General features: G+C 71.3%; 24 protein-coding genes. 16 read left to right on the top strand and 8 right to left on the bottom strand.

What is annotated here, in order from left to right; genetic code table 11:
- Positions 1-33 precede the first annotated feature (33 nt).
- The 5 genes from WME95_RS41450 (at position 34) to folK (ending at position 3,629) form a co-directional block, all read left to right on the top strand.
- Positions 34-669 (top strand): sigma-70 family RNA polymerase sigma factor, encoded by a 636-nt coding sequence (locus WME95_RS41450; RefSeq protein WP_437545797.1) that lies wholly within the window; start codon positions 34-36, stop codon positions 667-669.
- Positions 666-1,532, top strand: coding sequence for an anti-sigma factor family protein (locus tag WME95_RS41455; protein ID WP_437904772.1), 867 nt, complete (start codon positions 666-668; stop codon positions 1,530-1,532). Before WME95_RS41450 ends, WME95_RS41455 begins: the two co-directional genes overlap by 4 nt.
- Positions 1,533-1,620: 88 nt before the next feature.
- Positions 1,621-2,577 (top strand): glutathione synthase, encoded by a 957-nt coding sequence (gene gshB / locus WME95_RS41460; protein ID WP_437741930.1) that lies wholly within the window; start codon positions 1,621-1,623, stop codon positions 2,575-2,577.
- A 55-nt stretch (positions 2,578-2,632) separates the two neighbouring features.
- Positions 2,633-2,998, top strand: coding sequence for a hypothetical protein (locus tag WME95_RS41465; protein ID WP_437904773.1), 366 nt, complete (start codon positions 2,633-2,635; stop codon positions 2,996-2,998).
- A 133-nt stretch (positions 2,999-3,131) separates the two neighbouring features.
- Positions 3,132-3,629, top strand: a complete 498-nt coding sequence (gene folK / locus WME95_RS41470; RefSeq protein WP_437545805.1) for a 2-amino-4-hydroxy-6-hydroxymethyldihydropteridine diphosphokinase — start codon at positions 3,132-3,134, stop codon at positions 3,627-3,629.
- A 31-nt stretch (positions 3,630-3,660) separates the two neighbouring features.
- Here folK and WME95_RS41475 read toward each other — a convergent pair whose 3' ends face one another.
- From WME95_RS41475 to WME95_RS41485, 3 genes are read right to left on the bottom strand one after another with little or no spacing between them, the layout of a single operon-like run.
- The gene (locus tag WME95_RS41475) at positions 3,661-4,230 is read right to left on the bottom strand and encodes a hypothetical protein (RefSeq protein WP_437904774.1); all 570 of its coding nucleotides are present in this window, start codon (positions 4,228-4,230) and stop codon (positions 3,661-3,663) included.
- 4 nt (positions 4,231-4,234) lie between these two features.
- Positions 4,235-5,011 (bottom strand): 3'-5' exonuclease, encoded by a 777-nt coding sequence (locus WME95_RS41480; RefSeq protein ID WP_437545809.1) that lies wholly within the window; start codon positions 5,009-5,011, stop codon positions 4,235-4,237.
- Entirely contained in the window at positions 5,008-6,102 is a 1,095-nt protein-coding gene (locus WME95_RS41485; protein ID WP_437904775.1) for a DsbA family protein, read from the bottom strand. Before WME95_RS41485 ends, WME95_RS41480 begins: the two co-directional genes overlap by 4 nt.
- 59 nt (positions 6,103-6,161) lie before the next feature.
- On the opposite strand from WME95_RS41485, the gene WME95_RS41490 reads away from it, so the two are divergent.
- A complete protein-coding gene (locus WME95_RS41490; RefSeq protein WP_437904776.1) occupies positions 6,162-6,959 on the top strand; it encodes a response regulator transcription factor in 798 nt (265 codons plus the stop codon).
- A gap of 73 nt (positions 6,960-7,032) precedes the next feature.
- Here WME95_RS41490 and WME95_RS41495 read toward each other — a convergent pair whose 3' ends face one another.
- Positions 7,033-8,403, bottom strand: a complete 1,371-nt coding sequence (locus WME95_RS41495) for an OmpP1/FadL family transporter (RefSeq protein ID WP_437904777.1) — start codon at positions 8,401-8,403, stop codon at positions 7,033-7,035.
- Positions 8,404-8,538: 135 nt separating this feature from the next.
- On the opposite strand from WME95_RS41495, the gene WME95_RS41500 reads away from it, so the two are divergent.
- Positions 8,539-9,225, top strand: coding sequence for a hypothetical protein (locus tag WME95_RS41500; protein ID WP_437904778.1), 687 nt, complete (start codon positions 8,539-8,541; stop codon positions 9,223-9,225).
- Positions 9,226-9,238: 13 nt separating this feature from the next.
- Here the strand turns inward: WME95_RS41500 and WME95_RS41505 are convergent, their stop codons facing one another.
- The 4 genes from WME95_RS41505 to WME95_RS41520 all read right to left on the bottom strand — a co-directional run bounded on the left by WME95_RS41505 (position 9,239) and on the right by WME95_RS41520 (position 15,894).
- Positions 9,239-10,435, bottom strand: coding sequence for a metallophosphoesterase (locus tag WME95_RS41505; RefSeq protein WP_437904779.1), 1,197 nt, complete (start codon positions 10,433-10,435; stop codon positions 9,239-9,241).
- 99 nt (positions 10,436-10,534) lie between these two features.
- A complete protein-coding gene (locus WME95_RS41510) occupies positions 10,535-11,386 on the bottom strand; it encodes a hypothetical protein (RefSeq protein WP_437904780.1) in 852 nt (283 codons plus the stop codon).
- A gap of 304 nt (positions 11,387-11,690) precedes the next feature.
- Entirely contained in the window at positions 11,691-13,796 is a 2,106-nt protein-coding gene (locus WME95_RS41515) for a hypothetical protein (RefSeq protein ID WP_437904781.1), read from the bottom strand.
- Positions 13,797-13,866: 70 nt separating this feature from the next.
- A complete protein-coding gene (locus WME95_RS41520; RefSeq protein ID WP_437904782.1) occupies positions 13,867-15,894 on the bottom strand; it encodes a SpoIVB peptidase S55 domain-containing protein in 2,028 nt (675 codons plus the stop codon).
- A gap of 129 nt (positions 15,895-16,023) precedes the next feature.
- Here WME95_RS41520 and WME95_RS41525 point away from each other — a divergent pair, with 129 nt between their 5' ends.
- From WME95_RS41525 to WME95_RS41565, 9 genes are all read left to right on the top strand, one after another.
- Positions 16,024-16,266, top strand: coding sequence for a hypothetical protein (locus WME95_RS41525; protein ID WP_012240189.1), 243 nt, complete (start codon positions 16,024-16,026; stop codon positions 16,264-16,266).
- 10 nt (positions 16,267-16,276) lie between these two features.
- The gene (locus tag WME95_RS41530) at positions 16,277-17,272 is read left to right on the top strand and encodes an aldo/keto reductase (RefSeq protein ID WP_437904783.1); all 996 of its coding nucleotides are present in this window, start codon (positions 16,277-16,279) and stop codon (positions 17,270-17,272) included.
- Positions 17,269-18,054: a phytanoyl-CoA dioxygenase family protein gene (locus WME95_RS41535; RefSeq protein ID WP_437904784.1), complete on the top strand. Its 786-nt coding sequence runs from the start codon at positions 17,269-17,271 to the stop codon at positions 18,052-18,054. Before WME95_RS41530 ends, WME95_RS41535 begins: the two co-directional genes overlap by 4 nt.
- 337 nt (positions 18,055-18,391) lie before the next feature.
- Positions 18,392-19,087 carry a cytochrome c3 family protein gene (locus WME95_RS41540; protein ID WP_437545829.1) on the top strand — a complete coding sequence of 232 codons (696 nt, stop codon included), beginning with the start codon at positions 18,392-18,394 and terminating at the stop codon, positions 19,085-19,087.
- Positions 19,084-22,083: a TAT-variant-translocated molybdopterin oxidoreductase gene (locus tag WME95_RS41545; protein ID WP_437904785.1), complete on the top strand. Its 3,000-nt coding sequence runs from the start codon at positions 19,084-19,086 to the stop codon at positions 22,081-22,083. The genes WME95_RS41540 and WME95_RS41545 overlap by 4 nt, the downstream gene beginning before the upstream one ends.
- Entirely contained in the window at positions 22,080-23,513 is a 1,434-nt protein-coding gene (nrfD, locus tag WME95_RS41550; protein ID WP_437904786.1) for an NrfD/PsrC family molybdoenzyme membrane anchor subunit, read from the top strand. The genes WME95_RS41545 and nrfD overlap by 4 nt, the downstream gene beginning before the upstream one ends.
- Positions 23,503-24,270, top strand: a complete 768-nt coding sequence (locus WME95_RS41555) for a DUF3341 domain-containing protein (protein ID WP_437904787.1) — start codon at positions 23,503-23,505, stop codon at positions 24,268-24,270. Before nrfD ends, WME95_RS41555 begins: the two co-directional genes overlap by 11 nt.
- A complete protein-coding gene (locus tag WME95_RS41560) occupies positions 24,267-24,872 on the top strand; it encodes a c-type cytochrome (protein WP_437904788.1) in 606 nt (201 codons plus the stop codon). The genes WME95_RS41555 and WME95_RS41560 overlap by 4 nt, the downstream gene beginning before the upstream one ends.
- Positions 24,869-26,074, top strand: coding sequence for a hypothetical protein (locus WME95_RS41565; RefSeq protein WP_437904789.1), 1,206 nt, complete (start codon positions 24,869-24,871; stop codon positions 26,072-26,074). The genes WME95_RS41560 and WME95_RS41565 overlap by 4 nt, the downstream gene beginning before the upstream one ends.
- Positions 26,075-26,076: the final 2 nt, after the last annotated feature.

The following is a 26,076-nucleotide window of genomic DNA, read 5'->3' on the forward strand; positions in this document are numbered from 1 at the left end:
AAGAAACCTGCGTCCGTAGCGCAGGACCTGTCGTTGGCCAGCACCGATGGTGGCCGAGCCGACGCCTTCGAGATCGAGCTGCTGGGTCATCTGGACACGCTTTACGGCGTGAGCTGCCGGATGACGAAGAGCTCGACGGAGGCGGAGGATCTGGTCCAGGACACCATCGTCAAGGCGATGCGAGCCCGGGATCAGTTCGAGCCGGGCACCAACCTCAAGGCCTGGCTGCTTCGGATCCTGACGAACACGTTCATCAACCGGTACCGTCGCGGGGGCCTCGAGCGAGGCATCTTCGACGGCCCCGACGCCGAGCCGCTCACCGATGCGTGGGTCGGCGCGACGACGATGCGCGCGATGCGCGATCCGGAGACCCAGGCGCTCACGCCGCTCGTGGAGGCGGAGGTGCAGCGCGCCCTCGACGCCCTGCCCGAGGAGTTCCGGCTGGCCGTGGTGCTGTCGGACATCGAGGAGCTCTCCTACAAGGAGATCGCCGAGGCGATGGGCTGCCCCATCGGCACGGTGATGTCGCGCCTGCACAGGGGCCGCAAGCTCCTCCAGAAGACGCTGCGCGAGCACGCGGTCCTGATGGGCATCGTCAGCGAAGACGCGGCGAAGGACGCGCCCGCCGACCTGGACGCGTACCGCAAGCGGAAGCGGGGTGCCGCATGAGCGCTGCGAAATCGATCGAGAGCTGTTCGCGGTTCGACCACGCGCTGTCCGCCTACGTCGACTGCGAGCTGGATCCGGACCACGCCGTCGATCTCGAGTCCCACCTCGTCCAGTGCCCTCCGTGCTTCGAGCAGGTGAGGCTCTTGCGCTCGCTGCGGACGAGCCTGAAGCGGGCGCGGCCGTCGGGGTGCCCGGACGCGCTGCGGGCGCGCGTCGCCGCGGCGGTGGCGCACGAGCAGGCGCGCGACGCGGCGCAGTCGGCCGAGGCGAGGCCGCGCCTCGTGCACAGGGGGTACGCGATCGCGCTCGCCGCGGCGGCGGGCGTCGTCTTCGTCGTGGGCGTGGCGCGGCGGCCGGACGCGCCGGCGGAGGCCGCGAAGGCGGACGCCGCGAGGGCGGCGGTCGATCGCGCGGCGTCCACCGAGAGCGTCGAGGTCCTGCTCGACGATCTCGTCACCCAGCACGCGCAGCCGCTGCCGCCGGAGACGACCAACCCGGAGGACCTCCCGCGCTTCGATCCGTTCGTCGGCGTCCCGGTCCGCAGGCCGCAGTTCCAGTCGATACCGGCGAACTTCATGGGCGCCCGCGTGCACACGATGCGCGATCGGCGCGCCGCGCTGCTCCAGTTCGTGGTGCGGGGCAACCACCGCGTGACGGTCTACATGTTCAACTCGCGCGCGGTCCCGGTGCAGAAGGCGCAGCCGATCCTGCAGCCGCGCGTCGTGCGCGAGCGCCCCGTCTACGTGGGCAACATCAACGGCTACTCGGTCGCCGCCGCCGAGCGCAGCGGCGTCGGCTACGCGCTCGCCTCGGATCTCGGCGACGACGTCAGCACGCAGCTCGTCCTCGCTGCGATGCAGTGAGCGCGCCGGCGCCCGCTCTCCAGCGGGCGCCGTTCTCTCCCCTCCCTCGATCATCCCACCCCGACCAACCCTTACCGCGAGAGACCGCATGCGCTTCGTCTTCGTCATGGATCCGCTGAGCCGCGTGACGCACGACAAGGACACGTCGTTCGCCTTCATCCGAGCGGCGCAGGCGCGCGGCCACGAGAGCTACCACTGCTTGCCGCGCGACCTCTCGATCGAGGGCGGCGAGGCGCACGCCTCGGCCTCGCCGGTGCTCATCGGCGACGCGCCCCCGTTCATCTCGCTCGCGGGGGGCGCGCAGCGGCTCCGGCTCGCGGACGTGGACGCCATCTTCATCCGCAAGGACCCGCCGTTCGATCGCAGCTACCTGTACGCGACGCTGATCCTGGAGCGCGCGCGGCGCTGCCCGCTCATCGTGAACGACCCCCGCGGGCTGCGCGACGCCAACGAGAAGCTCTACGCGCTGAACTTCCCCGAGTGGACGCCGAGGACGCTGGTCACCGCGGACCGCGAGCAGATCCACGCGTTCGTGCGCGCCCTCGGCGGCACGGCGGTGATCAAGCCGCTCGACGGCGCGGGCGGCCTCGGCGTGCTGCAGATCAACGAGCGCGACAAGAACGCGCGCGCCATCGCGGACATGATGACGAACGAGGGGCACCGCCTCGCGATGGTCCAGGAGTACCTGCCCGCCGTCGTCCACGGCGACAAGCGCGTCCTCTTGCTCGACGGCGAGCTGCTCGGCGCCATCCTCCGGGTGCCCCGCGACGACGATCACCGCTCGAACATCCACGTCGGCGGGCGCGTGGTCTCGACGGAGCTCTCGCCGCGCGAGCTCGATCTCGTCCGCGCGGTCGCGCCTCGCCTCCGCGCCGACGGCCTCTTCTTCGTGGGCCTCGACGTCATCGGCGAGCGCCTGACCGAGGTGAACGTCACGAGCCCGACGGGCATCCAGGAGCTCGGGCGCTTCACCGGCGCGGATCCGGCGGCGAGGGTGATCGCCTGGGCCGAGGAGCGGGCGCGCGGTCAGGCCGCGCGCGCGTGACCCACCTCGCTCCGGAAAGTTGGCCCGGAGCGCCCACCTCTGCGAAGGCTCCCCCATGGGCGAGTCATTCGAGCGGTGTGCCGTGTGCAGCGACGGCGAGCAGGGTGATCGGGACGGCGGTGCGCCCGGGGATCCTCGCGCGAGGACGCGGATGGCGCGCGTGGTCATCCAGGGACGCTCGCTGAGCCTGTGCCGGACGCACGCGGCGACCGTGGCCGCCGCCATGCCGGAGACGTTCGAGGAGATGCGCGCGCTGTTCGTGGGGCTCCAGCGCAGCGCGCAGCCGGCGCAGCGCGATCCGTCCGTCGAGCGCCGCTCCCCCATCGCGCGCCGCAACCCCGAGGATCGGCGCGTCTTCCCCCCGCGGCCGGAAGGCCGGCGGCTCGGTGCAGGACGCCGCGCCAGCGATCCGGGGGAGTGATCGCGACCGTCGCGCCGACGCCCTCCTCGCGCGCGCCGGCGCCCTCCTCGCGCCGATCTCCGGAGCGGCGCCCGCTCTCCGCGCGGAGCGCCGCGGGCCGCCGCATGCGCGCGGCGCGTGGTAGGTTCTCGCCATGAGATCCCGCCGGCATGTCGTCATCGGGCTCGGGTCGAGCCTGGGCGATCGCCTGGCGACCCTCCGCGCCGCCATCGCGTCGCTCGGCGCTGATCCCGATCTCGACGTCCTCCTCGAGTCGTCGCGCTACGAGTCCCCGCCCGCAGGCGGCCCTCCGCAGGGCGACTACGTGAACGCCGCGGTGCTCGTCGCCACGTCGCTGCCCGCGCGCCAGATCCTCGAGCGCACCCTCGCCGTGGAGCGCTCGCTCGGGCGGACGCGCCCCGATCCGGTGCGATGGGGGCCGCGCACGATCGATCTGGACCTGCTCTGGATCGAGGGCGAGGTCGTCGCGGAGCCGGATCTCGAGGTGCCTCACCCGCGGCTCTGCGACCGTGTGTTCGCGCTCAGGCCGCTGCTCGACGTCGCCCCCGACGCGCGCGACCCTCGCACGGCCGTCGCGTACGCCGCGCTCCCCGAGGCGAGCGCGCCCATTCGCAAGCTCGATCCCATCTGATCGGCGCGGCAGCGGCGCGCGGGCGCGGCGCTCAGCGCGAGCGCGGCGGGCCGGATGCGGCGCGGGCTCGGAGACCGGCGCGGCCGCCGGCGTACGACGCCGCGCTGCCGATCGTGACCACCACGACCAGCAGCAGCGCCCACCCCAGCGCGCCCGCCGGCGCGCCCTCGGCGAAGGCGAGCGCCCACGCGAGCGCCGCGACGACGGCGCCGCTCGCGGCGGCCTCGCGCCGCCCGGCGCGCCCGCCGAACCGCCCCACGAGGTAGCCGCCGGCGACCCCGGCGAGCGCGAACGCGATCACGTTGAGCCCCACCATCGCGAGCCGCACCGAGCCCTGTGCCCCGGCGTCCCCCGCCCGCTCGATCATCCGGCGCAGCAGCGTGTTGACGAGGCCCGCGAGCGGCAGCCACGCGATGAAGATCGCCACCGTCCCGAGCGCGATCCAGTGCCACGGCGGCCGGTCCTCGCCGTCGTCGTCGCCGCTGCTCTGCAGCACGGGGAGCTTGCGCTTCTCCGGCGCTGCCGCGCCGCCCCGAGGAGGCGCCGCGCCTGCCGCGCCGCTGCCGACGACCGGGAGGCGTCGCTTCGGCGCGTCCCCCATGGCGTCAGCTGGGCTTCGAGGTCGGGGGCGGCGCCGCGGCAGGAGCCTTCCGCCAGAACTTCCGCGCTTCGTCCTGCTGGCGGACCAGCCGCCGCTGCTCCTGGATCAGGCCGCCGTAGGCGCGAGGTACCCGCGGATCCTTCGCGAGCGCGTACAGGACCTGGAGCGCCGCCTCGGCGTCGTCCGTCGCGCGGTGCGCCTTCTCGAGCGAGATCCCGAGCCGAGCGGCCATGTCGCCGAGGGCGCGGCTCTCCTCGTTCTTGTAGAGCTCGCGGGCGAACGTGAGCGGATCGACCCAGTCGACCTCGCGCCGCATGGCGGGCGGCGGCTCGTGCGGGCGCATGCCCACGCGCTCGAGCTCGGCGAGCAGGAACGAGCGGTCGAAGGTGGCGTTGTACGCCGCGGGGATCGCCCCCTTGAAGCAGCCGAGGATCTCCTCCGCGACCTCGGCGAACGACGGCTTGCCTTCGACGTCCGCGTCCTTGATCCCGTGGATGGCGGTGCTCTCCGCGGGGATGGGCCGCCCGGGGTGGATGAGCCAGTTGTAGCGCGTCAGGATCTCCCCGGAGCGGCCGATGACGATGCCGAGCTCGATGATCCGATCGCCCGCCGGATCGCGCCCCGTGGTCTCGACGTCGACGAAGGCGATGGGCTGATCGATCCAGGCGCTGCCCGCGTCGATCTCCGACGCGACGCCGACGGCGCGCACCTTGAGGAGGTGCGCGATCCCAGGGTAGTGCCGGCCCGTCGGGAAGCAGCCGCACGGGTCGGCGACCTTCACGGCGTCCTCGGCTTGGCGGGCTGGGCCGGCTGGACGGGTGCAACCGAGGTCGCGGGGCGCGCCGCTCCGCCCGCCGGCGCGCTGGTCCCGGCGGCGGGGGTCGCGCTGGCCGCGGGGGTCGCGCTGGCCGCGGGGATCGCGCTGCCGGAGGGCGACGCGTCGCCTGGCTTCGGGGGCGCAGGCCGCGGCGTCTTGCCGAGGAGCTCCAGCTCGAGCTTGACCCACGCCTCGAGATCCTCGCCGGGGTTCGAGAGGAGCTGGAGGTTGACCTCGCGGCCGTTGATGAAGACGAGGGGCGTCCCCTCGAGCCCGACCCCGTCGGCCTGCAGCTTGTCCTTGTCGATGCGCGCCTTGGTGTCGGTCGAGACGAGGTCGGCGCGGAACTTCACCATATCGAGCTTGAGCCGCTGCGCGTAGCGCTCGAGGTCGGCCTGCTCCAGCTTGTCCTGGTTCTCGAAGAGGAGGTGGTGCATCTCCCAGAACTTGCCCTGGTTGAGCGCGGCGGTCGCCGCGCGCGCGGCGGGCTCGCCGTGGACGTGCGCCGAGAGCGGGTAGAACTTGAAGACGAGGCGCACCTGCCCGTCGAAGCGCTTCACGAGCCCCTCGAGCAGCGGCGACATCAGCCTGCAGAACGGGCACTCGAAGTCGGCCCACTCGACGATCGTGATCGGCGCGTCGGGCGGCCCCATCTCCGGCGAGCCGTCGGTGGCGAGCGTCTTCACCTTGTTCGCGTCGAAGCGCATGTGGAACGCGTCGTCGCGCTCCTTCTTCGACCGGCCGTCCTTGACCAGATCGAGCAGGAGCTGCGCGGCGGGGAGGCACGCCTTGCACGGGCGCTGCTCCTTCACGCACTGCGCGATGCTCACGGGCGTGTCCGGGCAAGGGGAGAGGAGCTCGGAGACCTGTGCCCCCCACTCCCGGCGCTCGCGGGGAGTCAGCGAGGAGGTGTCCACGCCCGGCAGCGAGACCGACACCTCCGGGCTCGCGGCCGGTTTGGGCTCGTTCGAGCTCGGGTTCCCAGGACAGCCCGTGGCGCCGATCGCGAGCAACGGCAACGCGAGGAGCGGCGGCATCCAGCGCAGGAATGACATCGCGGCGCGAGCTTAGTCGGACCCCTTGCGAGATGCTAGCGCGGGTGTAGCGTCAAGAGGTGCGGAGCGTCCTCTACCGCTTCCCGGATCTGCAGCAGTTCGAGCAAATCGTGTGCGATCCGGAGGAGCGTGACCTCGAGCTCGGACTGCCCGCGGGGGAGGTCGTGGCCGATGGCGAGTGGGTGCTCGCCATCTTCGAGCTGGGCGAAAACCGCCGCGCGACGTCGGCCGCGGCCTGCGCGTCGGTCTCACCGGAGGGGGCGCGGCTCACGTTCGAGCCGCGCGACTGGCATCGCCTCGCCCACTTCGCGCGGACGGAGGCGCCCCGCCCCGGATCCGTGCCCGACACCGACGCCGCGGCGCTCCTCCGCGCCGCGGACGGGGCCGGGCCCGCCGCGTCATCCGGCGTCCAGGGCGCCGGCCCGGCGGGCCGGGCGCCGCCGCCCCCTGCGCCGCCTCGGCTGAAGGGCAAAGGCTCACGGGTCCTCGTTGTCGACGACGACCCCCACATCCGCGAGCTCCTGTCGGCGATGCTCGAGGCGGTCGAGCTCGCCGTCGTCGCCGTCGCCAGCGCGGAAGAGGCGCTGGCGCGGGTCCGCGGCTCACCGTTTCACCTCGTGGTCCTCGACTGGAACCTCCCGAAGATGACCGGCATCGACCTGTGCCGGACGCTGCGGCAGGAGCCCGGGCTCCGCGATCTCCCGGTCCTCTTCCTGACGGCGCACGCCTCCTCGCAGGACATGGTCGAGGCCTTCGCCAGCGGCGCCGACGACTACATGGTGAAGCCCTTCCGCGCCCCCGAGCTGGGGGCTCGCATCTTCAGCCTGCTCCGCCGGACCCGGCGAGGCACCTCCTGAGGCGCCTCGCCGCGGCGCAGCGGCTCCGCCGCGACGTGAGTTCGCGCTCGGTCACCGCACGCAGATTCCGCGCTCAGAAGGCGACATCGACGTTGAGGTTGATCACGCCGATGCTCTGCGCGTAGTGCCCGCCGGAGTCGGGAGCCCTCGAGTTGGGGTGCAGGCCCGCGGTGATGCTGTCCCCCGTGGTGTCGCGGCTGACGTAGAACAGGTGGGTATACGACGCGGCGAGGTGCAGCTGCTTCGCGACATGGAAGCGCCCGCCGAGGGCGAACGAGACATCGTGGAAATCGACGCCCGATGGATCCAGGGTCTCGTCCGGAACTGCGTTGGAGTCGTACCCGACGCCGCCGAAGACCTCGATCGCAGGCCGCGGCCAGTGGCTCCAGCCCACGCGAACGCCGAACGTGTCGTTCCAGCGGCGGGGGATGTTCTGCACTACGCGGGCGCCCTCTCCGGCGAAGCCGTCGCTGTCGATCTCGCACGCCGCGCCGATCTGGGTGAGGCACTGGTTTTCCATCGAGCTCCACCGCGTCCAGTCGCCGAAGAGCCGGACCTCGAAGCGCTCCGCCGGGACGAAGCGGGCGCCGAGCCGCACGATATCCGGCAGGCCCTGGTGCAGCTCCACGTCGCTCGGGGCGTTCGACACGCCGCTGAAGCGGTTGGTGAGCGTGCCCTCGAGCGACTCTCCCCCCGTGACGTTCGGCCGCGACTGGTACGACGCGCCGATCCAGAGCTGCTCCGGCACCGCCTCGACCAGCGCGCCGACGCCGAAGCTCGCGTGGAAGCCGCTCACCTCGAGCAGCGAGCGCCCCTCGGTCGCAAGGAGGTTGTCGCCCGAGGCGTTGCGGGCGCGCACGGTGTTGACCTGGGTCCGCATCAGGTTGCCGGAGAGGCCGAGGCTGAGGCGGAGCGCCGGGATCTTGTAGGCGGCGGCGAGGGTGAAGAACATCGCCTGGAGCGAAGACTCGATGGAGTGCCAGCGCTGCACGCCGTCCACCGGCCCGGCGAGCTCGCGATTGCCCTCGAACGCCGCGTTCGTGTCCCAGGACGCGGCGCCGCCGAAGGGCACATAGACGCCGGCGCCCAGCGCCAGATCGCCGAGCCTGGCCGACGCGCCGAGCATCGGCGCGGCAGCCACGTTGAACAGGCTCGCCTCCCCCGTGTTCGCCTGCGGCACCGTCACGTCATCGGTCGCCGCCGCCGAGTGCGTGTAGGAGGCAGCGCGCAACGCGATATTTCCGTCCAGGAACAGATGAATCCCCTCGCTCTCGGCGAGGCCTGCGGGGTTGTAGTAGACCGCGGTCGGATTGCTCGTGATCGGGTTGCCGTGCTCGCCGCCAAACCGCGCGGTCGCGAACCCACCGGCGAGCGCGGATCCGGTCCAGGCGAGACCGCCGAGGAGGCCGACGGAGATCGCGAAACAGGGGCGGTTGATGAACATATCCGGTGTTCTCGATTCTGAGGGCGGAGGAATGCGGCGCCTGCGGCGGACCCTGCATGGTAGGGTTGCAACACCTGCCACGTCGGGGAAGGTTCTACCCGCTCAAGTCAAATGTCACCTTTCGCACGGTGTCAAATGCTTTTCTCCCGCACCATCCGGACAACGCTCGCCTCAGCTGCCCTCACCACCACGGCGCTCCTCATCGGCTGCGCCGACCCGGCAGGCAGATACGATGACTTCGAAGCTCGCGATACCACGATCCGCGAAGACCAGAGCAGCGGCGGTGGTGGTGGCAGCGACGGAAATGGCGGCGCTGGAGGCGGCGGGGACAACTGCCTGCCGGAAGCGGGCGCCATCGACGGCGATTTCCTCTTCAGCCTCTCGGCTTATCTCAACCCGCGGGCCCCTTTCCTCTTCGTGGCCAGCCTGACCACCGAGGCCAGCGAAGGCGGCCTGAGCTTCTCGCTGACCTTCCAGCCGCTCGTGGCCGCCGATCGCAGGACGCCCACGGGCGAGCCGTTCGATGTGGGTCCCTTCGATCTGTCCGCCGATGGGAAGTTCACCGCGCAGCTGCCCACGCTCATCGTGCCGGGTGACGCCAACCCCATCTCCGGCAACGAGCTCGAGGCCACCATCACGCTCACCGGCTCCCTCTGCGCGCCCGCCGACTTCATCTGTGGCGTCGTCACCGGCAGCGCGGCGAGGCCGATACCCCTGAACCTCAAGGGCTCCAACTTCGCCATGGAGCGAATCGCCGATCCGAGCAGCTACCCGGCGCCGGTCATCAACTGCAAGAGGGACCCGGCGAACCCGCTCCCGTGAGCGCCAGGTCGGGTCACGCCACGGCCTCCGCCGCGGCGGCGCCTTCGAGCTCGATCAGCGAGATCTCGGACGGCGCGCCGACGCGCATCGGCGGCCCCCAGTAGCCCGTGCCGCGGCTCACGTAGATCTGGCTGTCGCCGTGCGAGGACAGCCCGGCCACGTAGGGCTGGTCGAGCCGCACGAAGAAGTTCCACGGGAAGATCTGACCACCGTGGGTGTGGCCGCTGAGCTGCAGGCCCACGCCCCGCTCCGCGGCCTCCAGGATCTGCTTGGGCTGGTGCGCGAGCAGCACGAGCTCCCGAGAAGGGTCCCGCCCCGCGAGCGCGCGCGCGAGGTCGGGGCCATGGCCGCGGCCCATGCCGCGGGAGCTCCAGTCGTCCACGCCGGCGAGGTCGAAGCCGTGCTCACCGTCGCCGATCGCGACACGCTCGTTGCGCAGCACCGTCACGCCGAGCCGGCGGAGCTCCGCGATCCACGCCTCGGCGCCGGAGTAGTACTCATGGTTGCCCGTCACGAAGAAGACCCCGTGCTTGGCGCGCAGATCGGCGAGCGGCGCGGTGTGCTCGCGGAGCTCTTCCACGGAGCCGTCGACGAGATCGCCCGTGATCGCGATGAGATCCGGCTCGAGCGCGTTCACGCTCGCGACGACGCGCTCGAGCCAGGCCCGGCCGATCGTCGGACCGATGTGGAGGTCGGTCAGCTGAACCACGCGAAAGCCCGACATGGCCGCGGGGAGGCGGCGGAGGCGGACGCGCACCGGGCGGACGGCGACCTCGCCGAGGGCGCTCGCGGCGCCGGCGACGCCGAAGCCCATGGCGAGCGCTCCGGCCGCGCCCGCGAGGGCGCGCGAGAGGAAGGTGCGGCGCTCGCCGTCGAGCGGCTGGTTCAGCAGCGCGGTGACGCCGTGGGCGCCGAGGCGGACGAACTCGGAGGTGAGCAGGAGGAAGAAGAGCAGGACGGCGAGCCCGACCCACGTGTAGACGACGCCGGCGACGACGCCGGCGATGTGCCGGGGCAGCGCGCGGGTGAGCAAGAGGCCGAGGGGCACCAGCGACGCGAGCACCACCAGGGCCACGCTGCCGACGCGGTGCCAGAGCGGGCCGAGCTCGGGCGCGCGGATCAGGCGCTGCCAGAGGTAGTAGTGGACGCCTGCCACGATGGCGCTGAAGACAGCGATGAAGACGACGAAGGAGAGGAGAGGCCGCTGCACGCGTCCAGCATGACCACGGCGGCGCGCGCCTGCCGCTCCCATCCGCGCCGGAGCCAGGCTCGACAACATTTCTTAACGGAGCGACGCGGCGGACGGCGGCTACGACGTGCTCACGCACACGCCGAACCCGGCGGGGTAGATCGCGCTGCCGCCCTGGCACTTGGCGCCTGCGCCGCATTCCGGCGCCCTGCTGTCGATCCGGCAGAGCTGCTTGCACTGGTTCGTCAGCATCGAGCACACGAAGCCGGGCGCGCACGGGCAATGCTCGTCGGCCCGCCCCTCGCCGGGCACGACGCAGCTCGTCGTCCCATCCTCGCGGACGATCGTGCAGGTGAGGCCCGTCGGGCACACGCTGTCGTTCAAGAGCTCGCAGTTCATCGCGGGAACACAGACGGGTATCGGGACCGGAGCGCTCGAGCTCGCCCCGGCGACCGACTCGGCCATCGGTCGCTCGTCGCAGTACGTCCCCGCCGCGCAGCTCTCGACGTGACCACAGCAGTACTGCCGGCACACGCCGCCCTCCCCGTCGGCTGCCACGCACCCCAGGCCAGCCGCGCAATCGGCGGCGCTGTGACAAGGGCCGCCTGCCTCGAAGCGGCCCGCCGGCTGGCAGCTCGGGATCGCGTCGCTGTCGTCGAGCACGAGCTGGCAGTGCAGCGTCTGCGCGGCAGGGAGCCCCGTCCCTGTGCCCGCGCCGCCGTCCGAAGAGCACTCGGTCGGCTCGCCGCCTGGGGTGCAGCCATCGCCGCACAGGTAAGCGAAGCGGGTGTAGGGATCCTGCGCCTCCGGAGCGGCCGGGATGTTGACATCCTCGCTCACGCCGCCGCCGCCGCTGGCGCTCGCGGGCGGAGGGCTGCCACCCGATTGGGCCGACTCGCTCTCGCTCCCCCCACTCCCGAACATCCCGCCGCCGCCGTCGTCGTCGTACCCACCCGCCGAGGCGTCGTCCATCGAGCACGCCGAGAGCGCGAAAACCCAGGCCGCCACGAGACTGGAAAGCAGACCGGCGTGGTGTGAGCTCATTCCAGGACTACCAGAAAAGCACAAGCGGAATGAGCGTATCATGTCGCCTCCTGCATTCACAGAATGTGCCGATTCTGTGTGTCGTCGCCAGGGCGCCGAGCGCAACCTGGGTGAGGACGCCGTCCTGTGCGCCGCGAACACGGGGGCACCTCGCCTGCGGGCATCCCTGGCGCAAGCATGACGCCCGTGTCGCACCGAGCGCCGGGCCTCGCGCGATGGTGTGTGATGGCGCCTACCGCGCCTCGATGTCGCGGGTGACCACGTTGCCCGCGCTGTCATAGGCGCGCACCGCGAGCAGGTGCGCGCCCGGCGGCACGATCGCGCCGAGATCCGCCTCAAACGGCTCGACAGCCTCGTCGAAGACGCCGTCGCTCGGGAAGATGGGCCGCCACTCCTCCAGGCCCGCGATCGAGACCTCGACGCGCGCGACCGGACCAAGGCCGTCCCCGACCTCGCCCGTGAGCCGGCGCCCCTGCAGCGCGAGCGCCCGGAACACCGGCGGCGTGCTGTCGACAAGGACGGTGCCCGACTCGAGGCTGTGGCGCAGCGTGCGCTCGGGCGGGTTCGCCAGCTCGTCGCTCGCCTCGACGAGGATGCGGTACTCGCCTTCGGGAAGCGCGGTCGTGTCCCATACGTGCTCGGCGCGCGTCACCTTCTCGCCCGGCTTCAGCAGGCTGCGCCAGGTCGACTGCCCCTCCATCCGGTAGGAGAGGCGGTAGCGGAGGTCGTCCTGATCTGGATTGTCGACCTTCCATGTCAGCTGGAGCGCGCTCACGGGCTTCGGCGCCTCCCCGCCCGACGGCGGGAGGCTCGAGCGAGAGGGCTTCGTCTGCCCCTTCGGCGCGGCCTCGATCGACGTGACCACGGCGCGCGCGTTGTCGGTGACGAACGAGAGCTTCACCTCGCGGAGCACCGCGCCCGGATCGCGGCGCCAGCGCGCGCGGATCTGCGCGAAGCGCGCCGGAGGGCTCTTCACGTCGCCCGGCGCGGCGAGCGCTGTGGACCACGGGCTCCAGGTGCCGTCCGGCGCGTCGGTGTTTCCGCTCCGGGTCTCGAGCTCCAGCGCGCCGTCGGAGCGCCACGAAAGGCGCCCGAACGTGGCCCGCAGCCCGGCGTCGAGCACCTTGCTCGTCCACACCGCGTCGGCGCCGCCGACGCCCTTCACCTCGTGGAAGACCGCCGGGTCGGTGGTCGCGACGAACCTGCGCCGCCCGGCCATCAGGAAGGCGCCGACCTGGCGCTCGTCGGTGTCGGCGACGAGCCGCGCGACGTGGTTGTCGCTCACGGCGTAGAGCTGGCCTTCCGCGCCGGTCCCGACGTACGGCGTCAGGTCGTCGCCGAGGCCGAGCGAGACGTAGTGGGTGTCGTCGTCGCTCATCATCTTCTCGGCGACGCCGCTCCGATCGAAGCGCATGAGCACGCCCTTGCCGGGCTTCGGCGCGCGCGCCGGCTGCGGCGACGGCGGCCCGCTCCGGTTGCGCTTCGGGGGGGCGAACGCCTCGGCGTACTTGTTGGCGATCGCGTAGATCGCGCCGCCCTTCGCGCCCGGCGCGATCGCGATGGCCTTCACGTCGTCGGCGTCGAAGTCGTAGAGCACGGTCGCGCGCCCGGGCGCCGTGAGCTTGTAGAGGAGCGCCTTGCCGTTCGAGCCGGCGTAGACGGCGCCGTCGTCCCCGACGGCGACGCACATGAGGTGCGGCTCGTCGCTGTCGAAGTACACCTGAGCCTTGCCCGCGGCGTCGACGCGGAACAGCTTCCCCCCCGAGCCGGTCGCCGCGTAGAGCGCCTTCGCCCTGGGATCGTACGCGAGGCCCCACACGTCCTCGGTGTCGGGGAGCTCGGCGAAGACCTTCGCCGGACCGCCGTTGCCCGCGCCGCGCGGCAGGCGGAAGAGCTTGCCCTCGGGGAAGGTCCCCGCGATGACGTCGCCACCTTCCGCGAGCGCGAGCGCGCTGACCGCCATCTGCCCGGTCGTGGCCACGAGCGCGACCCGGCCGCCCGAGACGCTGTAGATCTTCCCCTCGTTGCCCGTGCCGAGCAGCACCGTCCCGTCCGGCAGCACCACGGAGCTCCAGATGGACGTCGCGTCCGGCAGCGGCGTCGCGCCGAGCGTCAGCCCGGCGCGCACGGCGCCGTTCGAGTCCACGCTGACGCCGGTGAGATCCCCGCCCTTCAGGTCCTCGAGCGATCGGAGCTCGAAGCTGCGCGTGCCCACCGCGTGGGCCGGCAGCGCGACGAGCCCCACGGCGGCGACGGCGGCGGCGAGGAGCCTGCGCGGAGAGGGGACGGCGCGAAGGTGAGGCGTTCGGGAATGGGCAGAAGAGCGCTCTGTGCTCATGGGTCGCAAGATGGAGGGGGGTCAGGGAGAGGGGGGTCAGGGAAGAGAGGGAGGCGGGAGACCGGCGGGCTCAGCGGAGGATAGGCCGGACCGTGACGCTCACGGAGTCTTTCCCGACCAGGAAGCGCTTGAGGGACACCGGCACCTGCACCTGCGCGCCGAAGGTCTCCGGCGCGTCGGACGCGGAGCTCGGGCGCAGCGTGTCCATCGCACCCGGGGGGAGCCGCGAGGCGACCTTGCCGCGGTACGCCGCGCCGTTCTCCCGGAGCCGGAACGTCGCGACGACGCTCTCCGCGTCGTGGGTCTGGCTCGGCAGCATCGCAACGAGCTCGGCGACGTTGTTCGGGGTCGCCATCGGGCGCTCCACCTCGTAGCCGGGCGCGAGATCGATGTCCACCTGGCCGCCGGCGAGCTCGCGCGGCACCGGCACCTCGATGACGCGCGACTCGATGGGGCCTTGATGGGGCTGGAGATCCAGGCGGATCCGCGCGGGCGCGCCCGCCTCGATCTCCGGCTCGAGCACCTTCGCGCCGCGCAGCAGCACGACCTCGCGGTCGAACGTGACCTTCACGCGGGTGTCGACGCGCTCGATCGAGACGTCCTCCCAGGGGTTGTTGAGCAGGGCCCCCATCGCCCGGACGAGCCGGCTGCGGACGAAATCGTCGCTGCTGAGCGGGGTGCCGTTGCCAGCGCCGAAGTCGACGAGCGAGATGGTGCCGTAGCGCCCGATCTTCACCTGGCTCACCGCCCGCCAGGTCATGTCCCGCCGCTCGGCCGTCGTCGCCTCGACGGCGTTGCCGACGGCCATCGAGACGAAGGCGGGCGCGAGGAACTGATCGTGCGCGACCTCGACGTTCCACGTCGGGTGCGGCGCGCCCGCCACGCCGTCGATCTGGACGCGCATCGGGAAGACCGGCGCCTTCGCCGAGCTGTCGACGACGATCGCGGCCTGGCGATCGTTCACCAGCGTGCCCAGAGGCCGCACCGCCTCGCCGATCTTGAAGCTCCGGTTCTGGCTCGCGAGGATCCAGTGGACCCGCGCGATCGCGGCGGGGAGGTTCGTGACGCCGCCGTTCATCATGGGGTGGCCGAACGCGACAAGCTTGTCGCCCGACACGCGCGTGACCGTGCCGATGCCCATCGCGGAGATGTCGCCGCGCACGAGCTCGACGCCGATCGCCCCCCCGTCGACGTACTTGGTCGGCGCGCCCGGCTCCGGGCTCGCGGACGAGCCGCCGCCGGCCTGCATCGGATCGAGCCCCATGGGGCCGAGCAGATCGCTCGCGATGCGCAGCGACGTCCCGCCGAGCCCGCCGAGCATCACCGGCGTCGAGGCGCGCGCGAGGCTCGTCGATTCGGGCGGGGCGAGCGACGGCGCGACGCGCGCGGCGATCTGGCTGGCGTGGCCGGCGAGGTCGTAGGCGTCGACGGCCCCCAGGAAGCCGCGGCTCCCGTGCAGGCGAGCGGGCGCGGCGGCGCGCGGCGGCGGCGGCGGCGTCGCACCGCCGGCGCGGCTCACCGGGGCCGGCAGCGGGCCGCCGACCTTCGGGGCGATCCCGCGCGGGAGCGGACGCGCGAGCTCGTCGAGCATCGACTTGATCGGGGTGACGCCGGCGATCGCCTCCGCGCCGAAGAGCCAGCCGTACGCGTAGGCGCCGATCATCTTGCCGTTCAGGTAGATCGGGCTGCCGCTCATCCCCGCCACGGTGCGCGCGACCTCGAGGCGCGGGTGCTGCGTCTTGACGAGGACGAGGTCCTGGTTCGGCCGGAAATTGCGGAGCGTCGAGATGACCTCGACGTCGAACTTCTCGGGCGTGGTGCCGGAGAAGACGGTGAGGCCGTACCCCTTCATGCCCGGCTTCACCTCGGAGAGCGGCAACGTATCGGGCGGAGCGGAGATCGCCTGGGCCGCGCCGACGCCGACGGCGACGCTGCACGCCGCGCCGGCGAGCAGGCTCAGGGGGATGAGGCGGCCGTCGCGGTCGACGAGGGCGCGGATGGCGCCCGCGATCGCCCTCGCGCTGCGGGTCGCGAGCGGGGCGGCGCGCGCGATGAGGAAGGAATCCGGACGAAAACACGGCATGTTGCGCAGAGGCACGGGCCAAGCTTAGCCCGGATTTGGTAGCGCGACAGAGCGGGGGCTCCGGGCGCGCCGGGAGGTCACCGCGCTGCCCGGGATCGCCGTTTTCCAGAGGCGGGGCGCGCCGGCGACGCTAGGCTTCGCCCCGTGAAGGATATCGCGGCGACCGCGACGCTCGTCCTTTCGTTCGCCGCCTGGGTGACCACCCACGTCGCGCTGGCCGCGCGGCTCGCGCTCCGGAGCCAGCCGCGCTGGCGCGGGCTCGTCGCGCTGGTGGTGCCGCCGCTCGCGCCGATGTACGGCTTCCGGCTGGGGTGGCGGCGGACGAGCACCCTGTGGCTCGTATGGCTGATCGTGTACGTGCTCGCGCTCCTCGTCGCGCGGGCGTGAGGAGCAGGGCGTGGCGCCTGACGTGAAGGCTGACGACGTGAGGGCGGGAATGACGGCGAAGCGGCGCCCGGGCGCGCCGCCCGCGATCCTCGTCGGCACGATGAACTTCGGCGGCCGCACGCCGCCCGAGGAGGCCGAGCGCATCACCCTGCGCGCGCTCGAGCGAGGGATCACCGCGTTCGACACGGCGAACCTCTACCAGGACGGCGCGTCCGAGCGGATCCTCGGCCGGGCGCTCCGGGGCCGCCGGGCCGAGGCGCAGATCGCCACCAAGGTCGGCCTGCGCCGCGTCCGGGGCAGGCCCGAGGGCCTCGGGCGCGAACGCGTGATCCGCGCCGTCGAAGAGAGCCTCGCGCGCCTCGGCACCGACCACGTCGACGTCTGCTATCTCCACGCGCCGGACCCGGAGACGCCCATCGAGGAGACGCTGTCGGCGATCGACGCCCTGCTCGAGCACGGGAAGATCCTGCAGTACGGGGTCAGCAACTTCGCGTCGTGGCAGATCCTCGAGATCATCGCGCGCCGCGACGCCGTCGGGAAGCCGCGCCCCGCCGTCTCTCAGGTGCTCTACAACGCGCTGATCCGCCAGCTCGACGTCGAGTACGCCGCCTTCGCGCGGCGGTACGCGCTGGCCACCGCTGTGTACAACCCGCTCGCCGGCGGGCTCTTGACGGGGCGGCACGCGGGGCCGGAGGCGACGCAGGCGGGCTCGCGCTTCGAGGGCAACCGCCTCTACCAGCGCCGGTACTGGAGCAGGCGCATGTTCGAGCTCGCGGCCAGCTACGCATCGGTGGCGGCGGACGAAGAGATGAGCCTGCTCTCGCTGTCGTACGCCTGGCTCGCGGGGCGGGACGTCGTCGACTCCATCCTGGTCGGCCCGGTCCGGGCAGAGCACCTCGACGCGGCGGCCGACGCCGTCGGGCGCCCGCTCTCGGAGGAGGCGGCGCGGCGCATGGACGCGCTCTACCGCGATCACCTCGGCACCGACGCGAGCTACGCGCGATGATCGATCTCCTCCTGCCCGAGGCCAGGGACCTCGATCTCGCGGGCCCCCTGGCCGACTACGCCGCCCGCGGCCACGCCCGCCTCGGGCGCGTGATGACCGACGCGGGGCTCGCGGCGCTGCGCGCGCGCTCGGATGACCTGATGCTCGGGCGCGTCACGTACCCCGGGCTCTTCTTCCAGCACGACGCCGCGTCGGGCCGCTACGAGGATCTGCCGTACGGCAAGGGCTACCAGGGGCCGAGCACGTCGTACCGGAAGCTCGAGAAGCTCGAGAAGGACCCGCTGTTCCTCGCCTGGATCGAGAACCCGCTCTTCGAGAGGATCGCGCGCGCGCTCATCGACGGCGAGGTCTCCATCTACCGGGCCGTGCTCTTCAACAAGGCCGCGTCCGGAGGGACGCCGCTGCCGTGGCACCAGGACGGCGGCAGCTACTGGGGGCTGGATCGCGACCCCGAGCTGCAGATCTGGACAGCGCTCGACGACGCGCCCGCCGGCGGCGGCTGCGTGGAGGTGCTGGAAGGCAGCCACATCGCCGGGCTCGCGACGCCGCTCGGCGGCGTCATTCCGATCGACCGCGTGCGCGCGGCCGACGCGGACGCCCGCAAGATCGCGCTGCCGGCGCGCGCGGGCGAGGCGCTGCTGATCCACAACTACCTCTGGCACTGCTCCGCCATGAACCGGAGCGGCCAGCCGAGGCGAGCGTTCACCGTCTGCTACATGAGCAGGGCGACCCGCTGCCTCCGGAAGAAGAAGGCCCCACGCACGTTCACGCCGGTGTTCTGAGCTCCCCCGGGCAGGCGGCCTCGGCGCGGCGGCCCCCTCGCTCGCCAGCCCTCTCCTTCCCCTGTTCCCCTGGCTTCCCCGGAACGTTCCCCGGCCGGCGTGACGTTTCGACAATTTTTCGAGCCGGTGTCACATCCAGTTCGCCCCCGTGTCGTAAGGACGGACGCCTGCACCCGCGGCAAAGTGCCGCGCCCCCGCGGCGACCTGCCGCGGCGTGGAGCCTCAATTACCCACAGCGGCAATCTGCCGCAGTCACGCGGCACTTTGCCGTCTTGTCGCACCCCGCCAGCAAGCCATAACTGCGCCCGCGCGTCCCTCCGACGCCCACCACAACCCTATGGCTCGGTTCCTGTTCCCACGATGGGCCAACAAAGTGGTTCCGCTGGGGCTGCTCTTCGGAGTTCTGCCCCTCGGCGCCGCTGTGATCGGCGGATTCTGGTACTACGGTACCAACAAACATCTCGAGGTCGGGTATCAGCCGGATCAACCGGTTGACTATTCCCACAAGCTGCACGCCGGCGACCTCGGCATCGACTGCCGCTACTGTCACAGCACAGTAGAGGTATCCAGCTTCGCCGCGGTTCCCCCCACCGAGACGTGCATGAACTGTCATGCCAAGGTGCGGCGGGACAGCGAAAAGCTCCTCCTCGTGCAGGAGAGCTGGGCGACGGATCAACCCATCCCCTGGGTGCGCGTCCACAACCTTCCGGACTACGCCTATTTCGACCACTCGGCCCACCTGGCCGCAGGGGTCGGCTGCGTGAGCTGTCACGGACGCGTGGACCAGATGCACAAGGTCCGGCAGGTCCAGCCGCTCACCATGGGATGGTGTCTGGACTGCCACCGCGATCCGGGTCCCAACCTCCGCAATCCCGCCGACGTCACCAAGATGGATATGGCACCCGCGACGGCCGCCATGGCGGGCGCCGGCATCCCCGCGAGCCACGAGCCTTACAACGATCGCGTGCCAGCGGTCACTTCCTCCGGGCGGCAGGTGCAAGCGCCGCTTCACTGCTCGGGGTGCCACCGATGAGTAAACGAACTCCCCTCCCCCTCGCCCAGGATCTCTCTGGAAAGACCTACTGGCGCAGCTTGGACGAGCTCTCCGGCTCGCCCGACTTCGTCGACGCGCTCGGGCGCGAGTTCCCGCCGGCCGCGTTCGAGCCGCCGGAGGGCGTCGGGCGGCGCACGTTCCTGAGCCTCATGGGCGCGTCGCTCGCGCTCGGCGGCCTCGTGGGCTGCCGCCGGCCTGTCGAGCAGATCCTGCCGTACTCGCGGACCCCGGAGGAGGTCATCCCGGGCAAGCCGCTGTTCTTCGCGACGGCGCTGCCGATGATGGGCACGGCCTTCGGCGTCATCGTCGAGAGCCACGAGGGGCGGCCCACCAAGATCGAGGGCAACCCGAAGCACCCCGAGAGCCTCGGCGGGACCACCCTCCACATCCAGGCCTCGATCCTCGACCTGTACGATCCCGATCGCAGCAAGTCGCCGCGCGAGGGCGCGACCGAAAAGTCGTGGGACGACGCGGCGGCGTTCCTCCGCACCGAGGGCGACAAGCTCCGCGGCCGCGGCGGCAAGGGGCTCACGATCCTGACCGAGGCGCACCGGTCGCCGACGCTGGCCGCGCGCCTCGCCGATCTCCGCAAGACGCTGCCCGAGGCGCGCGTCGTCCGGTACGAGCCCTTCTCGCGCGACGCCGCGCGTGAGGGCGCGCGGCTCGCGTTCGGCAAGCCGCTCGAGACCACGCTCGACCTGACGAAGGCGCGCGTGATCGTCGCGCTCGACGCCGACCTGTTCGCCTCCGACGGCAGCCCGCTCAAGCAGGGGCGCGCGTTCACGGCGGGCCGCGCTGTCGACAAGGACCCGAAGGCGATGAACCGCCTCTACTCCGTCGAGAGCACCTTCACGATCACCGGCGCGGCCGCGGATCACCGGCTCCGCATCCAGAGCCGCAAGATCCCCGCCTTCGCCTTCGCCCTCGCGACCGAGCTCGGCAAGCGCGGGGTCGCGCTCGACCCGCAGCTGCTCAGCGCGCTCGCGGGCAAATCGGAGGGGCTCGACGCCAAGGCGACCCGGCACGTCGCCGCCATCGCCGCCGACCTCGTCGCCAACCGGGGCGAGGGCGCTGTCGTGGCCGGGCGCTCGCTGCCGAAGGAGGTCCACGGGCTCGTGCACCTCATCAACCTCGCGCTCGACAACACGGGCAAGGCGGTCCGGCACGTCGCGCCCTTCGACGACTCGCGCGAGGGCCCCGAGGCGCTCGTCGAGCTCGCGCGCTCCATCGAGAAGGGCGACGTCGAGACGCTGATCATCCTGGGCGGCAACCCGGCCTTCGACGCGCCCGCGGACGCGCGCTTCGCCGACGCGCTCGCCAAGGTGCCCGTGAGCGTGCACGTCTCGACGCACGTCGACGAGACGAGCGAGCGCACCCGCTGGCACCTGAACCGCGCCCACCCGCTGGAGTCGTGGAGCGACGTGCGGGCGGAGGACGGGACGGCCAGCGTCGCGCAGCCGCTCATCGCCCCGCTCTTCGGCGGCAGGACCGACGCCGAGGTCATCGAGCTCCTGCTCGGCGGCTCGCGGACGGCCTACGATCTGGTGCGGGCGACCTGGCTGACCGCCGAGGGCGCGAAGCGCACCGAGGACGACTTCCGCCGCGCGCTGCACGACGGCCTCGTCGCGGGGACCCAGCTCGCGGACGAGCAGGTGGCCGCCGCGGCGCAGGGCGCGATCGAGGCGCTCCGCGCGTTCGCGCCCGCCCTGGGCGAGGGCCTGGAGGTGACCTTCCGGCCCGACGTGCACACGTGGGACGGCCGGTTCGCGAACAACGGGTGGCTCCAGGAGCTGCCCCACCCGATGACGAAGCTCACCTGGGGCAGCGCCGCGAACCTCTCGCCCTCGACGGCGGCGCGGCTCGGCCTGAAGGACGGCGACGTCGTGACGCTGACGGGCAGCGGCGCGTCGGTGCGGATCCCCGTCATCGTCGCGCCGGGGCAGGCGGACGACTCGGTGGGCATCACCGTCGGCCAGGGGCGGCGCGCGAAGCTCCGGGTCGGCCATGGCGTCGGCGTCGACACGACCCCGCTGCGCAAGAGCGACGCCTTCGAGCTCGCCGGCGGCTTCTCGCTGGAGAAGACCGGCGAGGTCGTCGAGCTCGCGCGCACCCAGGAGCACTTCGTGATGGAGGGCCGCCCGCTCGCGCGGGAGGGCACGCTCGCCGAGTTCCAGAAGGACCCGGAGTTCGCCCAGAAGCAGGTCCACGTGCCGCCGCTCCTCAGCCTGTTCAAGGAGCCGAACCGGCGGCAGGGGCACGCCTGGGGCATGACCATCGACCTCAACGCCTGCCTCGGCTGCAACGCGTGCGTCGTCGCCTGCCAGGCCGAGAACAACATCCCGGTCGTCGGCGCCGACGGCGTGCGGCAGACCCGCGAGATGCACTGGCTCCGGATCGACCGCTACTTCCAGGGCACGGACCCGAACGAGCCGGAGAGCATCTCGCAGCCGCTCCCCTGCCAGCACTGCGAGAACGCGCCGTGCGAGCAGGTCTGCCCGGTCGCCGCCACGACGCACAGCCCCGAGGGGCTGAACGACATGGCGTACAACCGGTGCGTCGGCACGAAGTACTGCGCCAACAACTGCCCTTACAAGGTCCGTCGCTTCAACTTCCTCGAGTACAACCAGGTGGACTCGGAGGAGCGGAAGATGCAGTTCAACCCCAACGTCACCGTCCGATCGCGGGGCGTCATGGAGAAGTGCACCTTCTGCGTGCAGCGGATCAACCACGCCAAGATCGACGCCAAGCGAGAGGGGCGGGAGCACATCAAGGACGGCGAGGTCGTGACCGCGTGCCAGGGCGCTTGCCCGACGCAGGCCATCGTCTTCGGCGACCTCGACGACCCCAAGAGCCAGGTGGCCGCGGCGGCCGCTAGCCCGCGCGGTTACAGATTGCTGGACGAGATCAACACCAAGCCGCGGGTCACGTACCTCGCCAAGATCCGCAACAAGAACCCGGAGCTCGCCGACGCATGAGCGCCACAGCACCCCTCCAGGTCGATCACCCCCGGCTCTCGGACCGCGCCGCCCTCTTGGACGAGGCGCCGCTCGTGCAGGGGAAGGACGACTTCCGCTCTCTCACCGACAAGATCTCGGGCATCGTCCTCAGCAAGCGCCCCCCCGGGTGGCTCGTCCTGCTGTGCCTTGCCATCAGCATCCTCTTCATCCTCGCCGGCTCGCTCGTTCACCTCGTCGGGACCGGTATCGGTATCTGGGGGCTGAACACCACGGTCAACTGGGCGTGGGACATCACCGGCTTCGTGTTCTGGGTCGGTATCGGCCACGCCGGCACGCTGATCAGCGCCATCCTCTTCCTCTTCCGCCAGAAGTGGAGGACGAGCATCAACCGCGCCGCGGAGGCGATGACGATCTTCGCGGTCGCGTGCGCCGCCATCTACCCGGTGGCCCACCTGGGCCGGATCTGGTTCGCCCACTGGCTGTTCCCGATCCCGAACCAGATGAGCCTCTGGCCGAACTTCAAGAGCCCGCTGCTCTGGGACGTGTTCGCCGTCTCGACGTACGCGACGGTCTCGACCCTCTTCTGGTTCGTCGGGCTCATCCCTGATCTCGCCACGATCCGCGACCGGGCCACGACCCGGACGAAGCAGATCGTCTTCGGGATCCTCAGCCTCGGCTGGCGCGGCTCGCACCGCCACTGGCTCCACTACGAGAAGGCCTACCTGATCTTCGCCGGGCTCTCGACGCCGCTCGTGCTCAGCGTGCACACGATCGTGTCGTTCGACTTCGCCGTCTCGATCGTCCCCGGCTGGCACACGACGATCTTCCCGCCGTACTTCGTCGCCGGCGCCATCTTCAGCGGGTTCGCGATGGTCGTCACGCTGATGGTGTTCGCGCGCAAGGCGTTCGGTCTCGAGGGGCTCATCACGATGCGGCACCTCGAGAACATGAACAAGGTCATCGTCGCGACCGGCACCATGGTCGGTTACGCGTACGGGATGGAGCTCTTCATCGCCTGGTACAGCGGCAACGGCTACGAGCAGTTCGCCTTCCGGAACCGCATCCTCGGCCCGTACGCCTGGGCCTACTGGACCATGGTGAGCTGCAACGTGATCTTCCCGCAGCTCTTCTGGTTCAAGAAGGTGCGCACCAGCATCCCCGCGATGTTCATCATCTCGATCCTGGTCAACATCGGGATGTGGTTCGAGCGCTTCGTCATCATCGTGACGAGCCTCCACCGCGACTTCCTCCCCTCGAGCTGGACCTACTTCCGCCCGACCATCTGGGACATCTCGACGTTCTTCGGTTCGTTCGGCCTCTTCTTCACGCTCTTCCTGCTGTTCGTCCGCTACCTGCCGATGGTCGCGATCAGCGAGGTGAAGGGGGTCACGGCGGCGGCCGATCCTCACGGCTCGCACAGCAACGACGAGGCTCATCATGCAGCGTAACAGCGACGCCCGACGCCAGAAGCGCTCCGGGAAGCCCGCCTCGGCCGAGGAGGCACGAGCGCACAAGGACTCCGCGCGCGACAGCCAGCCCGACATCAAGCCGCAGGGCCACGTGCCCGAGGACGACGCGGAGTACGACGAGCCCCGCGAGAGCGGGCCGCACGGTCAGGCCGCGCTCGCGATCGAGCGCAAGCTGGAGCGTAAGGCCGAGCACGAGGCGGACGGCGAGTCGACCCTGTTCGGGGTGATGGGCTACTTCACGACCCCGAAGGACATCTTCCACGCGTGCGAGGCGCTCCGGGACGCCGGGTACAGCCGCTTCGACGCGCACACGCCGTTCCCCGTGCACGGGCTGGAGAAGGCGATGGGGCTCAAGCCGTCTCCGCTGCCGTGGCTCGTGCTCGGCGGCGGGGCGGCGGGGCTCGCCAGCGCCATCGCGCTCGCCTGGTACACGCAGTACTACGACTATCCGCTCATCATCAGCGGCAAGCCGTCGTTCTCGTACCAGGCCTTCATCCCCATCTTCTTCGAGCTCACGGTCCTCTTCGCGGCGCTCACGTGCTTCTTCGGGCTCTTCGCGCTCGGGCGCCTGCCCACCTTGTTCCACCCCACCATGACGCACCCCTCGTTCCCGCGGGCGACCGACGACGCCTTCTTCATCAGCGTCGAGGCGAGCGACCCGAAGTTCGACTCCACGGAGACGCGCAACCTCCTCCAGCGCCTCGGCGCCCAGGGCATCCGGGAGGTCTCCTCGTGAAGCGCTGGTGCATTCCCCTCCTCGTCGTCCTGGCAGGCTGCCGCGGACAGGCGAGCAGCGATCCGCCGATCCACCTCTTCGGAGACATGGACTGGCAGCCCAAGTTCCAGCCCGAGGAGGGCACCAGCCTGTTCCCCGACGGGCGGGCGATGCGGCCGATCGTCGAAGGCACGGTGGCCCAGGGATCGCTCGACGAGAGCGAGGCCTACCGCACCGGCAAGGAAGGCGAGACGTTCCTGGCGTTCGCGCCCATCACCGTCGATGAGACGGTGATCCGGCGCGGCCAGGATCGCTTCAACATCTACTGTGCGCCGTGCCACGACCAGAGCGGGAGCGGCCAGGGCATGGTGGTGAAGCGCGGGTACCCGCCCCCCATCGACCTCGCGTCCGACCGGGCCATCGGCCTGCCCGACGGCGAGATCTTCAACGTCATCACGAACGGCGTGCGCAACATGCCGTCCTATCGGAAGCAGATCCCGGTCAAGGACCGGTGGGCGATCGTCACGTGGGTGCGCGTGCTGCAGCACAGCCAGCACGCGCGCGTCGACGACGTGCCCGAGGCCCAGCGGGGCAACATCGCGAAGGAGAGCGGAACTCCATGAAGTCCCACGGAAGTGCTCTGGCCGAGGACGCGAAGGTCCTCGATCCGGCGGTCGCGAAGCGGCTCGTCTCGGGGAGCATGGTGCTGGCGATCGTCGGCGTGGTGCTCTCGGCGGCGGCGGCGGTCTCCGACGCGAAGCGCTTTGCGTTCTCGTACCTCACCGGCTTCACGTGGCTCGTGACGATCGGGCTCGGCGCGCTGTTCTTCGTGATCATCCAGCACCTGACCCGCGCGCGCTGGTCGGCGGCCGCGCGCCGCCACATGGAGTGGATGAGCGGCATCCTGCCCGCCTGCATCGTGCTCTTCCTCCCGGTCGCGGTGCTCGCCCATGACATCTACCATCACTGGATGGGGCCCGACGCGGCGAACGATCATGTGCTGCACCAGAAGGCGCCCTACCTGAACCCGACGTTCTTCTACATCCGCGCCGTGGTGTTCCTCGCGGCGTGGGCGGGCCTCGCGCTCTGGTTCATCAAGACCTCCCGCGCGCAGGACAAGAGCGCCGATTTCCGGCCCACCGCGAGGATGCGCGCCGGGGCCGCCCCGGCCGTCATCGTCTTCGCCCTGACCATCTCGTTCGCGGCGTTCGACTGGCTGATGAGCATCGACCCGCACTGGTACTCGACGATCTTCGGCGTCTACGTGTTCGCCGGCTCGGCCACGAGCTCCCTCTCGGCGCTCGCGCTGATCACGATCGCGCTGCACAAGGCGGGGCTCCTGCGCAAGGTGAGCAACGTCGAGCGCCAGCACGACATCGGCAAGCTGCTCTTCGGATTCACGATCTTCTGGGCCTACATCGCGTTCTCGCAGTTCATCCTGATCTGGTACGCGAACATCCCGGAGGAGACGATCTTCTACCAGCACCGCTGGGAGGGCTCGTGGAAGGTCGTGAGCCTGGCCTTGCTGTTCGGGCACTTCGTCGTTCCGTTCCTCGTCCTCCTGTCGCGGCACGCGAAGCGGAGCCCGCTCGTGCTCGGCGCGGCGTCGGTGCTCCTCCTCGTGATGCACTACGTCGACCTCTACTGGCTCGTCATGCCGAACGTGGATCACCACGGCGCGCACCTGAGCTGGATCGACCTCGCCGGCTTGCTCGGCCCGCTGGGCGTCGGCGCCTGGATGCTCGCGCTCCAGGCGTCCAAGAGCCCGCTGTATCCCCTGAACGACCCTCACCTTGCCGAAGCGGCTCGGATCGACAACCCGTAAGG

The organism is Sorangium sp. So ce327 (assembly GCF_051530205.1).
GTDB classification, from domain to species: domain Bacteria; phylum Myxococcota_A; class Polyangia; order Polyangiales; family Polyangiaceae; genus Sorangium; species Sorangium cellulosum_B.